This window comes from Streptomyces sp. NPDC005931, from assembly GCF_042871235.1.
In the GTDB taxonomy this organism is placed as follows: domain Bacteria; phylum Actinomycetota; class Actinomycetes; order Streptomycetales; family Streptomycetaceae; genus Streptomyces.
Map to the genome: position 1 here is coordinate 47,973 of NZ_JBIAIG010000001.1, position 12,001 is coordinate 59,973.

14 protein-coding genes are annotated in these 12,001 nt (G+C 75.9%); 5 read left to right on the plus strand and 9 right to left on the minus strand.

The genetic code is table 11. The features are described 5' to 3' along the window. Positions 1-20: 20 nt before the first annotated feature. Complete coding sequence (locus ACFYOV_RS00225; protein WP_389080802.1) at positions 21-206, minus strand: hypothetical protein; 186 nt, start codon at positions 204-206, stop codon at positions 21-23. A 247-nt stretch (positions 207-453) separates the two neighbouring features. After that, on the minus strand, positions 454-1,833 hold the full coding sequence (locus tag ACFYOV_RS00230) for an amidohydrolase (protein WP_389080805.1): 1,380 nt from the start codon (positions 1,831-1,833) through the stop codon (positions 454-456). Between the two features lie 205 nt (positions 1,834-2,038). Here ACFYOV_RS00230 and ACFYOV_RS00235 point away from each other — a divergent pair, with 205 nt between their 5' ends. After that, on the plus strand, positions 2,039-2,593 hold the full coding sequence (locus tag ACFYOV_RS00235; RefSeq protein WP_389080807.1) for an SAM-dependent methyltransferase: 555 nt from the start codon (positions 2,039-2,041) through the stop codon (positions 2,591-2,593). Positions 2,594-2,608: 15 nt separating this feature from the next. Here ACFYOV_RS00235 and ACFYOV_RS00240 read toward each other — a convergent pair whose 3' ends face one another. Together ACFYOV_RS00240 and ACFYOV_RS00245 are read right to left on the minus strand one after the other, a co-directional pair. Continuing rightward, complete coding sequence (locus tag ACFYOV_RS00240) at positions 2,609-4,519, minus strand: FUSC family protein (RefSeq protein ID WP_389080810.1); 1,911 nt, start codon at positions 4,517-4,519, stop codon at positions 2,609-2,611. A 566-nt stretch (positions 4,520-5,085) separates the two neighbouring features. Further along, positions 5,086-5,862, minus strand: coding sequence for a nucleotidyltransferase domain-containing protein (locus tag ACFYOV_RS00245; RefSeq protein ID WP_389080812.1), 777 nt, complete (start codon positions 5,860-5,862; stop codon positions 5,086-5,088). A gap of 150 nt (positions 5,863-6,012) precedes the next feature. Between ACFYOV_RS00245 and ACFYOV_RS00250 the strand changes: the two genes are divergently transcribed. Then, complete coding sequence (locus tag ACFYOV_RS00250; protein WP_389080815.1) at positions 6,013-6,471, plus strand: RidA family protein; 459 nt, start codon at positions 6,013-6,015, stop codon at positions 6,469-6,471. Next, positions 6,468-6,935, plus strand: coding sequence for a GNAT family N-acetyltransferase (locus ACFYOV_RS00255; RefSeq protein WP_389080818.1), 468 nt, complete (start codon positions 6,468-6,470; stop codon positions 6,933-6,935). The genes ACFYOV_RS00250 and ACFYOV_RS00255 overlap by 4 nt, the downstream gene beginning before the upstream one ends. A gap of 88 nt (positions 6,936-7,023) precedes the next feature. Here ACFYOV_RS00255 and ACFYOV_RS00260 read toward each other — a convergent pair whose 3' ends face one another. From ACFYOV_RS00260 to ACFYOV_RS00270, 3 genes are read right to left on the minus strand one after another with little or no spacing between them, the layout of a single operon-like run. Further along, positions 7,024-7,767, minus strand: a complete 744-nt coding sequence (locus ACFYOV_RS00260) for a uracil-DNA glycosylase (protein WP_389080820.1) — start codon at positions 7,765-7,767, stop codon at positions 7,024-7,026. 32 nt (positions 7,768-7,799) lie between these two features. Continuing rightward, positions 7,800-9,143 carry an MFS transporter gene (locus ACFYOV_RS00265; RefSeq protein WP_389080823.1) on the minus strand — a complete coding sequence of 448 codons (1,344 nt, stop codon included), beginning with the start codon at positions 9,141-9,143 and terminating at the stop codon, positions 7,800-7,802. Next, positions 9,140-9,817, minus strand: a complete 678-nt coding sequence (locus tag ACFYOV_RS00270; RefSeq protein ID WP_389080826.1) for a helix-turn-helix domain-containing protein — start codon at positions 9,815-9,817, stop codon at positions 9,140-9,142. Before ACFYOV_RS00270 ends, ACFYOV_RS00265 begins: the two co-directional genes overlap by 4 nt. Positions 9,818-9,928: 111 nt before the next feature. Here ACFYOV_RS00270 and ACFYOV_RS00275 point away from each other — a divergent pair, with 111 nt between their 5' ends. Then, on the plus strand, positions 9,929-10,492 hold the full coding sequence (locus tag ACFYOV_RS00275) for an RNA-binding S4 domain-containing protein (protein ID WP_389080828.1): 564 nt from the start codon (positions 9,929-9,931) through the stop codon (positions 10,490-10,492). An 88-nt stretch (positions 10,493-10,580) separates the two neighbouring features. On the opposite strand, the gene ACFYOV_RS00280 is transcribed toward ACFYOV_RS00275, so the two are convergent. After that, on the minus strand, positions 10,581-11,048 hold the full coding sequence (locus tag ACFYOV_RS00280; protein WP_389080830.1) for a DoxX family protein: 468 nt from the start codon (positions 11,046-11,048) through the stop codon (positions 10,581-10,583). A 191-nt stretch (positions 11,049-11,239) separates the two neighbouring features. Here ACFYOV_RS00280 and ACFYOV_RS00285 point away from each other — a divergent pair, with 191 nt between their 5' ends. Then, positions 11,240-11,503, plus strand: a complete 264-nt coding sequence (locus ACFYOV_RS00285) for a DUF6343 family protein (protein ID WP_389080832.1) — start codon at positions 11,240-11,242, stop codon at positions 11,501-11,503. 93 nt (positions 11,504-11,596) lie between these two features. Here ACFYOV_RS00285 and ACFYOV_RS00290 read toward each other — a convergent pair whose 3' ends face one another. After that, positions 11,597-11,977 (minus strand): tetratricopeptide repeat protein, encoded by a 381-nt coding sequence (locus tag ACFYOV_RS00290; RefSeq protein WP_389080835.1) that lies wholly within the window; start codon positions 11,975-11,977, stop codon positions 11,597-11,599. Positions 11,978-12,001 lie beyond the last annotated feature (24 nt).

Sequence of the window (12,001 nt, forward strand, 5' to 3'; positions counted from 1 at the left end):
CGGGCATCGGCGCCGCGCCTCTACGCCGCGGCATCACCGCTGCCGTCACCACTGCGGACGATCACCAGGAACATGTCTGTCGCGAGGTCCATGACAACCTCCGCGGGCAGGCCCTCCAGACGCCGCGCCTTCGCGAACTCCTCCGCAGGCCAGGAGCCACGCGGCCCGCCTGCGGGAAAGCGTTCGAGCACCGTTCGCCCGTTCACCCTGCCACCTCCATGTAGCGCTGTACTCGTAGAGTTAAACGCCAACCATGGGGCGAACACCTCGTGCAGTGACGGTACTGAGACGTAGTTGACACCGCTTCACCGCCACGTGTGATTCGGGTCTCAGCTTTTCGGAGTATCGGATCACCTTCCGTATCGCTCGTCGCACTGATCGTCACGGGAGGTGTGCTCACGCCTCACACGGATCCCAGGAGCAGCCGAGCGCCCCGGCGCCCGCGGACCCGCCTCACGTGTCGTACCTCTGGACGCGGCGGCCGTGGCCGCGGCGGGTGAGGGCGGGCAGCCGCTCCTCCAGTTCCTCCGCGACCGCCGGGACGTCGATGGTGAGCAGTTCCCGCTCGCGCATGAGGACCCGGCCGTCGACGACGGTCGTGCGGACGTCGGCGGAGCGCGCGCTGTGCACCAGGGTCGCGGCGAGGTCGTGCACGGGCCGGGTGTGCGGCCCGGTGACGTCGACGAGGATCAGGTCGGCGCGGCGGCCCGGCGCGATGCTGCCCACGCTGCTGCCGAGCCCCACGGCGCGGGCACTCTGGAGCGTGGCGTGGTGCAGGGCCTGGCGGGAGGTCAGCCAGCGGGGGTCGCCCTCGGCCGACTTCTGCACGAGCGAGGTGAGGGCCATGGACTCCCACAGGTCGAGGGAGTTGTTGGAGGCCGCCCCGTCCGTGGCGATCCCCACGGGGATGCCGAGGTCGCGCAGGGCGCGCACCGGTGTGGTGGTCGGCCAGGCGAACTTGAGGTAGCCGCGGGGCGCGGTCGCCACGGCGGTTCGGCCGCCCGCCCGCGCCAGGACGGGCAGGTCGCGGTCCAGGATTCCCGTGCCGTGGGCGATGAGCACGTCGGCGTCGAGGATGCCGGTGCGTTCCAGCACCTCGATGGGGGTGACGCCGTGCCGGGCGAGGCTGGTGTCGGTCTGGTCGCGGTTCTCGGCGGCGTGCAGGTGCACGGGCAGCCCGTGCGCACGGGCCAGGGCGGCGGTGGCGGCGAGGTCGGCGTCGTCCACCGTGTAGGGGGCGTGCGGGGCGAGGGCGGTGGTGATGCGGCCGTCGGCGGCGCCGCGGTGCCGCAGCGCGAACTCCAGGGACCGCTCCCTGCCCCGGGCCCCCTGCGAGGAGAAGAAGGCCTCGCCGAGGAGCGCCCGCATCCCGCACCGGGCGACGACGGAGGCGACCGCGTCCATGGTGAAGTAGTGGTCGGCGAAACAGGTGACGCCGCCCCGGATCATCTCGGCGCAGGCCAGCTGCGCCCCGAGTTCGACGTCGCGCTCGGTGAGGTTGGACTCCACCGGCCAGACGACGCCGTTGAACCACTCCTCGGTGGGCAGGTCCTCGGCGAGGCCGCGCAGGGCGGCCATCGGCGCGTGCGTGTGGCAGTTGATCAGGCCGGGCATGGCGACCTGGCCGCCCGCGTCGATCCGCTCCAGTGCCGCCCGGCCCTCGGCCTCGGCCGCCGTCGTCACCTCCTCCACGATCCCCGCGCGGACGACGATCGCCGCGTCCGGTGCGAATCCGAGGCGTTCCTGATCGTCGTGCAGGAGGACGGTGCATCCGGTGATGATGAGGTCGGCGGGACTCTCCGTGCCGGAGGGCGTCGTGGCGGAAGGCGTCATCACAGCAACGTACGACGCCGTCCTGGCCCCGGAAGGGGCCGAACCGCGGCATTCCGCAACGGCCGGGGGGCCGCCGTGCCGCCGTCGATCGGACCCCGATCCGGCGCAGGCGCCGCGGGCCCGGCTCGGACGCCCGCGCCGGTACGGGTGCGTAGCCGACGGCTACCGGCTACCAGTTACCGACGGCTGAGGGGACGGGACCGGCATGACGCGCAAGGGCATCCCGGAGCGGCTGACCTGGGCGGTGGACCTGCTCGACCCGGCGCCCGGGGACCGGGTGCTGGAGATCGGGTGCGGGCGGGGTGTCGCGGCGGCGCTGATCTGCGCACGCCTGACCACGGGGACGCTCGTCGCGGTCGACCGGTCGGCCACGGCGGTCGAGGCGGCCCGGCGGCGCAACGCGGAGGAGGTCGCCGCGGGGCGGGCCGAGTTCCGCACGGCGGCGCTGGAGGCGGCCCGCTTCGCCGACGGCTCGTTCGACAAGGTCCTCGCGGTCGATGTGAACCTCTTCTGGGTGCGCTCCCCCGACCACGAGGTGACCGCGCTGAGGCACTGGCTGACGCCGGGCGGTGCCCTGTTCCTGTGCTGGCAACCACCGGACGCACGACGGGTCGGGGAGATCACCGGGAAGGTGGCGCCCGTCCTTACGGCACACGGCCTGGCGACGGACGTCCGCACGGGGAGGACGGCCACGGGCGGCAGTCTGGTGGCCGTGACGGCGGTGAAGCCGTCGGCCACCGGACGCACCGCGCCCCGGTAGGCCCGCCGCCCGCCCCTACCCCGCGATGCGGCCCCCGGTGTCCGGCGGGGACGGGACGGTGCGGGCGTCGGCGCCGGTGAGTCCGTCGAGGAGGGCGGTGAGCCGCTCGGTGTGCCGGGGGCCGAGCATGCCGGTGGCGTCGAGGTGGACGGCGCAGGCGGTGGTGGTGTCGACGAGGCGTTCCAGCGTGGCGGCGATCCCGTCGGCGCCGTGGGCGTGCCGGGCGAGCGCCGGGAGTTCGGCGGAGGCGACGGCGATCGCGGCGCGGGCCTCGGCCAGCGTGCGGTAGGCCTCGCGGCGCAGGACCCAGCGGGCGGCGCGGTCACCGGATCCGCCCAGCACGTGGTCGAGGTACGCGCGGGCGGCGGCGCTCGCCTCGTCCAGCCGGGCGCGGATGCCGCCGCCGCGCCGCCCCGGCATCGGCAGGTGTCCGACGACGAGCACGATGGCGCAGGCCAGCAGCGTCTCGCCGATCCTCCCCAGGGAGGCCTGCGGTTCGCCGCCGACCATCACCAGGGCGAGGACGAGCACGGTGACGACGGCGGTCTGCGCGGCGAAGTGCCGGGTGGCGACGGGGATCAGCGCCCCGCTGAGGGCCACGAGCGCCACGAGCCCCTCCGGTCGGGGCAGCACAGCGGCGAACCCGGCGAACAGGAGCGCGCCGAGCACGGTCCCGGCGGCCCGGCACAGCACCCGTGAGACGAGCGGTCCGAGGTCGGGCTTGACGAGGAAGACGGCGGTGGCGGGCAGCCAGTACCAGTGCTCGTGCGGGCCGTACCAGCGGGCGTGGTGCAGCACTTGGGCGACGGCGGCGCTCGCCCCGAAGCACAGGGCGACCCGCAGCCCGTACTCCCGTCCCCGCGCGCCGAGGAGGGTGCGCAGCACGGCGCTGCGGGAGCGCCGGCGGGTGTACAGGGCACCGCCGTCGGCACGGTCGAAGGCGTCGGCGGCGTGCAGCAGGGCGTCGTCGAGGGCGCGCAGGGCGGGGGCGAGGGTCATCCCGCCGCGCGTGCGGAGCCGGGCGCGGGGGACGAACGGCGCGGGCAGCGGGCCGGTGTGTGTGTTGCCGCGCACGGCGTCGGCCAGCCGCCGGGCCCCTTCGCCGGCGCCGACGGGCAGCGGCTCCCCGGTCCAGGCGAGGGCGGTTGCCGCCTCGGCGAGGGGCAGGGCGGCGGCGTACCGGGTGTGCAGCCGCCGCTCGGTCGCGGAGCCGGCGTACCGGCGCAGCCGGGGGCCGGCCAGCGCGTCCTGGGCCTGGTCGAGTGCGGCGGTGAGCGCGGCGCGCCGGGCGGTGGCCCCGTCCGAGCCGACGGCGTCGAGCAGCGCGGCGACGGCGTCGTACACACCGGCCACGGCGTCCCTCTCCCCGTCGAAGCGGAAGTCCCCGGCGAGGGAACCGGGCGTGGGCAGGGCCAGTCGGAGCAGGAGCAGCCATCCGGCACCGGCCAGGAAGGCGAGCGCCCGCTGCCATCCGGTCTCCGGCAGGGGCATCCCGGCGCCGACCGCCGCCCCGACGAGCAGGTGGGTGCCCGCCGAGGAGCCGACCGGTCCGAGGGCGCTGATCCCGCCGGCGACCAGTGCGAGTCCGGTCAGCAGCAGCGTCAGCGGTACGGCCGGGAGGTGGTCGCCCGCGTACGTCCCGGCGAGCAGCCCGGCGGCGCCGGCCAGGGCGGGCGCCCCCAGCCGCACCACCGAGGTCCGCCTGCTGCCGGGCCGGTCGTTGATTCCGGCGAGCATGGCGCCGATGGCGGCGGCCACGCCCGCGGTGGGCCGCCCGGCGAGGACGGCGGCGCACAGCAGGGGCCCGGCGGCGAGCGCGCCGCGCAGGACCGCGCTCCAGGGGACCGGTTCCCGCTGGGCGCGCAGCGCGTGGGCGAGCCAGGGCGGCAGGGGAAGGCGGACGGCACGGGGTGCGCGGCGGGACACGGGGCTCCTGTCGTCACGTCGGGGGCCGGGGGCGGGGGTGAGCCTGCGGGCGACGGTGACCGGGCCGGTGTGTGCGGTGGGCGGTGGGGGACGGGCGGGGTGTCCAGAGTAGGCCGCGTCGTGGGAGGGGAGCGAACGGCCGTGTTTCCGGGGTGTGACACTGCTCGGCCGGGCCGGCCGCGCCTCGGGGGGTGAGCGCGTGGCGCCCTCGCAGGAGACCGCGCGTTCGGGAGGTAGGGCGTCGGTTCGCCGCCCCATGTGCTCGGCCGCGTCGGTTCGCCCCCCATGTGCTCGGCCGTCCGCCCCCAGGTCCACGACGGACTTCCGTCCCCTGCACCGGTCCGCCCTCGCCGGCTCGCTCGGGCTCCTGCCCCTCCTGCTCGGCCGCCGCACGCCCCGCCCGCCGCAGGGCCCGGTCGGCAGTCGCGGCGTGGTCGTCGCCGGGCGTCGGGAGGACGCCGGACACCGCCCGCCGCCGGAGCGACGGGCCGCGGGGTGCGAAGCGCCGGGTGGTGGTGGGGGGCTCGCGCCTGGTCCGTCGGCGGCCGGAGAGGTGTTACGGCGGGTCAGCGCCGGGCCGCCGCCACCGCGTGCCGGAACAGCGTCCCTGCCTCGGTCACCGCGCGGGCGAGGCCGTCCGGGGTCGCCTCCAGGGCACTCAGCAGGGCGTCCGTCTCCCCGAGCCCCGCCCGCTCGACGAGCCCCTTCTCGTTGGTGACCCAGGCCCCCCGCGCCGCCATGACCGCGTGCGCGGTCTGCGTCGCGGCGAGGGCGATCGCGCCCGCCACCTGGGTGGCGGCGGCTCTCGGGGCGTGCCCCGCCTCGGCGTAGGCGAGGGTGGCCGCGGCCGTGTCGTACCACCGGTCGGCGGCGCTGTGCCGCAGGGCCGCCGGATAGGCCGTCACCGGGGGCAGCTCGCCGCGCAGCACCGTGTTGACGGCGGCTTCGGCGACGAGGAGGTACGTCGGGATGCCCGCGATGTGGAACATCAGCGGCTCCACGCGGAATCGCCCCTGCCGTGCCTCTGCCCACGCGTGCTCCACGACGTCGAGATCGCGGTAGTGCACGTCGGCCCGGCGCCCCTCGATGGTCAGCCACGCGCCGCCGTTGAACACGCCACCGCCCCAGGCGCCGAGCTCCCCGACCTCCCCCTCCCAGCCCACCGCACGCAGATCGTCCGGGTCGAAGGCGCCCCGGTAGTAGATCCCCAGGTCCCAGTCGCTGTCGGGCCGTTCGGTGCCCTGGGCCCGGGAGCCGCCGAGGGTGACCGCCCCGACGGCCGGGAGGGCGGCGAGACGGTCGGCGGTGCGGTCGAGGAAGTCCTGGTCCGGACGGGACGGCACGGCGGCGGCTCCTGGCGGGCGGAGACGGACGGGACAGCCGCTGCGCAGCGTACGGGGGCGTCCGGGCGCGGTCGAACGAAATACGGATGCGGCACGGCGTCGGAGCGCGCAGGATCGGGGGGTTGTCCGCACCCGTAGATCGGAGCCCGCGTGATCCGGCGCGTCACGGTCCCCTCCCTGTTCCCCCCGCCCTCCTACTCCCACGCCTCCGTCGTCGAGGCGGGGACCAGGCTGGCCTTCCTCGCCGGGGCGGTTCCGCTCGACGCCGACGGCGAGCTGGTCGGAGCGGGCGACCCGGTGCGGCAGGCCGAGCGGGTCGTGGCCAACCTCGAGGAGCAACTGCGCGCGGTGGGCAGCGACCTGGCGCACGTGGTGACCACGGAGGTGTACGTCGTGGGCAGTGAACCGGCGGTGCTCTCCGCCGTCTGGGAGGTCGTGGAGGCGTCCGGGCTGAGCACGGGCCCCCACGCGTCGACCCTGATCGGTGTGGCTTGCCTCGGGTACACCGGGCAGCTCGTCGAGATCACGGCGACGGCCGTGGTCCCCGGCGCGGATGCCGGCACGAGCGCGGCCGCCGGCACCGGGACCGCCGCGGGGGCGGACGCGTGATCACCGGTGACCATGGCGTGACGCTGCGCCGGGCCGTTTCCCCCGCTGACGCCGACGCCTCGGCGGACGTCTGGCTGCGGTCCTTCGCAGCCGCCCTGCCCGGGGTCGTCCGGCCCCGGTCCGACGACGAGGTGTACGCCTACTTCCGTCACGTCCTGGTGCCGTTGGGCGAGACATGGGTGGCTCGGGCGGGGGACGCGGGTGTCGTCGGGATGATGGTGCTGGAGGGCGAGGAGCTGGCGCAGCTGTACCTGGCCCCCGAGTGGCGGGGTCGGGGCCTCGGCGACCGGTTCGTCGCCCTGGCCAAGGAACGCAGTCCTCGGGGCCTGTCGCTGTGGACGTTCCAGGTCAACGAGGCCGCCCGCCGTTTCTACCAGCGGCACGCCTTCGAGGCCGTGGAGCACACGGACGGCAGCGGCAACGAGGAACGGGAGCCGGACGTGCGCTACGTCTGGCGGCCCTAGCCCTGGTCAGTCATGGGCCGGTCCCGGTGCCGCCTCAGCCGGCCGTCCCTGTGCCGTCCCTCCGGTAGCCGGCCGTCCCTGTGCCGTCTCAGTCCTTGGCCGGCCGGTCCCGTGCCGTCTCCACCGCGGGCAGCCCCGCCGCCCCGGCCGCCGACCGCAGCACCTCCCGGAGCATCGCGGGGGTCAGCCGGCCGGTGAAGGTGTTGCGCTGGCTGACGTGGAAGCAGCCGAAGAGCTGCAGGTCCGCCCCGTCGGGCGCGGCCAGGGTGACGCGGGTGCCGTGGGCGAAGGCGGGCCGGGGCCGGGGCACCGTCCAGCCCGCCTCCGCGAACGCGGGCAGCGCGGCCTGCCAGCCGAACCCGCCCAGGACCAGCGCGGCTCGCAGCGTCGGCCGCAGCAACCGCAGCTCCTGTACGAGCCAGGGGCGGCAGGTGTCCCGCTCCTCGGGGGTGGGCCGGTTGGCGGGCGGGGCGCAGTGCACGGGCGCGGTCACCCGTACGCCGTACAGCTCCAGGCCGTCCCCGGCGTGCACGGAGGTCGGCCGGGAGGCGAGCCCGACGTCGTGGAGCGCCTGGTAGAGCACGTCCCCGGAACGGTCGCCGGTGAACATGCGGCCCGTGCGATTGCCCCCGTGCGCGGCCGGGGCCAGCCCGACGATCAGCAGCCGGGCGTCGGGCGGCCCGAAGCCGGGCACGGGCCGGCCCCAGTACGTCCAGTCCGCGAAGGCGGCGCGCTTGGTGCGGGCCACCTCCTCCCGCCAGGCCACCAGCCGCGGACACGCGCGACAGCCGGCGACGCGCCGATCGAGGCCGGTGAGGGCGGTGGGGTCCATGGCTCCACGGTAGGGGCCGGTGCGCGGCCCGGTCACACGGCGGGGCGGGTCGTCGTGCTGCTGTTCACCGCCGGTGCGGTCCGGTCGGTGCGGCGCATCCACAGCAGGGCTCCCGAGAGCAGGACGGCCGCCGTCAGCAGCCACGGCAGCGGGCCGGGGGTCATGGCTCCCACCAGCACCCCGGTGAGCGCGCCGGCCGACTGCTGGGCCAGGGACTGGAGGGACAGGGCGGTGGCGCGGGCCGTGCCGGGCACGCGCCGGTGCAGCAGATCGTTCTGGTTCGGGCCGGCCGCGCCGAAGCCCAGCTGGACCAAGCCGAAGCCGAGCACCGCCAGGGCCGCGGGGAGCGGGTGCGAGGACAGCGCGGTGAGACCGAGCAGCGCCAGACCGGCCGCACCGGCACCGAGGCCGCAGAGCACCGCTCGCTCACCGCTGCCCGCGACCCGGGAGGCCAGGGGCGCGAGGTGGCTGCCGACGCCGGCGCAGACGAAACCGGCGCAGGCGAGTGCCGCGTACAGCAGCGCCCCCGATTCGGCCCCGCCCGTCAGGGCCCGGGCGCGGCCGGGGGTGAGCAGTTCGAGCGCGGCCAGGGCACCACCGGCGGCGGCGCCGCTGAGCAGCACCCGCCGCACCAGCACGTCCCGGCCGCCCAGGCGCAGCCCACCGCGGACGGCGCCCGGAACGCCGCGCAGCACGGACCGCGGGGTGGCGGGCGGCCGGGGTGGCTCCCGCAGCGCCACCAGGACGTAGCAGACGAAGACGATCTCGACGACGGCGCCCAGCAGAACGGGGACGGACAGGGGAAGCACCGCCCGGGACGTCGCCTCGGCGAGCCGTGCACCGAGGTCGGGGCCCCGGCCGAGCAGCCAGGGCAGACCACCGCCGAGCAGGAGGCCGGTCGCGAGCGCCCCGGAGGTCGCGGCACTGCCCCGCGCCAGGCCCGTGCGCAACTCGGCGCCGGGACCGTCGCACGCCTGGACGGTGTCCACGTACCACGCCTCCGCGGGACCACTGGCCAGCGCACGCCCCGCGCCCAGCAGCACCATGCCGGCGGTGAGCGGCCAGGCCGTGGTGGCGAGAGCGAGGATCGCCAGGGCGGCGGCGTCGAGCACGCCCGCCAGGGCGAGGACGGGGCGGCGGCCGAGGACGTCGGACAGCCCCCCGGTGGGCAGTTCCAGCACCGCCGCGGTGACGGAGTGGGCGGCGAAGAAGCCCGCGACGGCGGTGAGGGCCATGCCCCGCTCGGTGAACAGCAGGACCAGCGGCGCCATGGCGAGGCCCGGAGGGAGCCAGAACAGCGCGCAGACGACGCCGTACCGGCGGCGTGCGGTCCGTGCCCCCGCGTGCTCGGTCGGCGTCCCGGGCGACTCGGTCACCGCGTGTCCGCGTCGTCGTCGGCGGAGGTGGCGCCCGTGGCCGGCCGGGCGGGGAGCGCGGGTCGCACGGACGTGGGGGCCCCGGGTGGCTCGACGGGCGCGAGGGGCAGCCCGGCGGTGACGAGCACGACCCGCTCGGCACGGGGGTCCTCGGCGTCGCGGGCGGTGAGTTCCGCCAGTTTTCGGCCGAGGACTTCCCGTAGTTCGGCGAGCGACTCGGGCGTCAGCCGCGGCATCAGGTCGTCGATCCCGGACGGTCCGACCCACTCCGACCCCAGCCGTCCCTCAGCGAGATCCGCCTCGTGGCGGGCGAGGGACGCCTCCAGGTGCTCGATCTGGCGGCGCCGCGCCATGCCGACGTAGGCCCGGCCCGCGGCCGAGGACTCCATCGCCTCGTTGCTCCAGGAGGTCACGGTGTGCACCGCCCGCCAGCGCCGCTCGCGTCCGTCGCGGTGCTCTGCCTCGGCGATGAAGGCGTACTTCGCCAGGACCCGCAGGTGATAACTGGTCGAGGCCGAGGACTCTCCCGTCCGCCCGGCGAGTTCGCTGGCGGTGGCCGCACCGTGTTGCCGCAGCAGGCCGAGCAGCCGGATCCGCAGCGGATGCGTGAGCGCCTTCAGGGCTGCGGCGTCGCGCTCGGGGTCGAGGACGCGCCGCCCGTCGTCGTGGGACATGCCCCGAAACTACGGGCCAAGAGACAGATAGCAAAAGCTTTTTTGCAAAAAAGCTTTTGGAGATTGGGAATCTCCGACCCGGTCGGACCGACGGCCGACTAAGGTCGAGGTATGGCTTCTGTGGGTGCGGAGTACGACGAGGGCGACAGGACACCGGAGGCGGCCGGCGCCGAAGGGGTCGCTCCCCCGGAGGTGGAGGCGGCCACTCCTGCCGATCCCGGGATCGCCGCCGCGGTGGCGGCCGCCGAGGCGGCCGGGCCGCAGAACGGCGGGACCGTGCGGGTCGACAGCTGGATCTGGTCGGTCCGCCTGGTCAAGACGCGTTCCCTGGGCGCCGCCGCCTGCCGCGGCGGCCATGTCCGGGTGAACGGGGAGCGGGTGAAGCCCGCGCACTCCGTGCGCGTGGGCGACGAGGTCCGTCTGCGGCACGAGGGCCGGGAGCGGGTCGTCGTCGTCAAGCGGCTGATCCGCAAGCGGGTGGGCGCTCCGGTGGCCGCCCAGTGCTACGTCGACAACTCCCCGCCGCCCCCGCCCCGCGAGGCCGTCGCCCCCGCCGGCATCCGCGACCGCGGCGCGGGCCGCCCCACCAAGCGCGACCGCCGCGAGCTGGAACGCCTGCGCGGGCTGGGCGCTCTGGGCGGCTTCGGCGGACCGGGCGGACCGGCCCGGCCCTGAGCGCAACGCACCGCGGCGCTGGGCGGTGGCCGGCTCGCCACCGCCCGGAACGAGCGCCGGGCGGTGCAAGGGCGATCCGCCCGTCCGCTCAGCCCTGCCGCGACCGCCCCAGCCGCCGGAGCAGTTGCGCGTTGTGCCCGCGCCGTGCCCAGGCGATGAGGGCGAGCGGCACGAGCAGGATCAGCGGCGTCGCCGCGTACTGGCCGTCGAACACCGCGACCTGCACCACGAACGCGCCCACCATCAGCGCGCCCAGCCCCGCGGCGGCCGCCGACTGGAGGACCGGCACGAGCAGCCCCACCGCACCCGCGAGTTCGAGCGCCCCGACGGCGTACATGCCCGCGCTGCCCCACCCGATCTCGTCGAAGCTCTCCACGGCCGAGGAGTGTGCGATCAGCTTCGGCAGGGCGCTGGCGACGGCGTAGAACAGCGCGAGGAGCACCTGGAGTGCGCGCAGCGCGAGCCGGGCACGCCGCCCGCGGCCGGTCGTGGGCCGTGCGCCGGCTCCTGCCGGGGAGCCGGAAGCGGGGACGGGGCGGACGGTGGTCTCGGACATGGAATCTCCTGTGGCGAGCGGTCCGGGGTGCTGCGGTCACAGGGATGGACCGGCCGTCGTCCCCGAACTCATCGCTGCCCGGGCGCATTCCGGGTGCGCATCGCTCCTTCAGGGAACCCGGAGGGCCCGTGGGTGCGGGGTGCGCGAATGGCGCGGTGCCATCGGGAACGGTGAGAGTGAGGGTGACGGTGATGCGGACGGGCAGTGAACCGACGACCGCGCGCAGCGCTCTGCGGATGCGGCTCTGGCTGAGCGTCTGGGGCGTGATCTGGACGGTCTTCGGGACGGTGGCGTTCGCCGTCACGGGACGCACCGGCTGGGCGATCGCCTGCGGGCTGCTGTGGCTGGTCGTCACGGTGGACCTCTTCGTCGTCCTGCGCCGCATCCGCCAGGGCTCCCACTACCAGCCGGGTCCGGACGTGCCGCCGTACGAGCCGCCGGGGAACGCTCCGTGAGCGCCCGGCGTACGCGCCGGGCGGCGACGGAAACGCAGTCGGCCCGCTCTTCGTACGAGGCGTACGAGGCCCGGGAGCGCGCCCCCGGACCGGCTACGCGTCGAAGCGCGCGGCCTTGAGGTACTCCGGGTTCGGGTCCAGCGCGGCCGCCAGCCGGAAGTGCCGCCTGGCCGGGTCGGGCCGGCCCTGCCGCTGGTAGGTGCGGGCGAGGGCGAAGTGGGCGAAGGCGTTGTCCGGTTCGCGCTCCAGCACCAGCGAGAACTCCAGTTCCGCCGGGCGCAACTGGGCCGCCGCGAAGAAGGCGCGGGCGCGCAGCAGGCGGGCGGCGGTGTTCTCCGGGTGGGCGTCGATGACGCCGTCCAGCAGCTTCACCGCGCCCTGGGGGTCGCGGGACGCCAGCAGGTGCTCGGCGGCACGGAAGTCGATGACATGCGTCTCCGGCGTGCGTCCGTTCGAACCACTGGTCTGGGGCACGGCGACATCCTTCCCTCGCTCGGG

Coding starts and splice junctions, on each gene's coding strand:
- ACFYOV_RS00260 (WP_389080820.1), bottom strand. CDS start 7,767: ATGGACCCCACCGCCCTCACCGGCCTCGATCGGCGCGTCGCCGGCTGT.
- ACFYOV_RS00235 (WP_389080807.1), top strand. CDS start 2,039: ATGACGCGCAAGGGCATCCCGGAGCGGCTGACCTGGGCGGTGGACCTG.
- ACFYOV_RS00280 (WP_389080830.1), bottom strand. CDS start 11,048: ATGTCCGAGACCACCGTCCGCCCCGTCCCCGCTTCCGGCTCCCCGGCA.
- ACFYOV_RS00275 (WP_389080828.1), top strand. CDS start 9,929: ATGGCTTCTGTGGGTGCGGAGTACGACGAGGGCGACAGGACACCGGAG.
- ACFYOV_RS00285 (WP_389080832.1), top strand. CDS start 11,240: ATGCGGACGGGCAGTGAACCGACGACCGCGCGCAGCGCTCTGCGGATG.
- ACFYOV_RS00270 (WP_389080826.1), bottom strand. CDS start 9,817: ATGTCCCACGACGACGGGCGGCGCGTCCTCGACCCCGAGCGCGACGCC.
- ACFYOV_RS00230 (WP_389080805.1), bottom strand. CDS start 1,833: ATGACGCCTTCCGCCACGACGCCCTCCGGCACGGAGAGTCCCGCCGAC.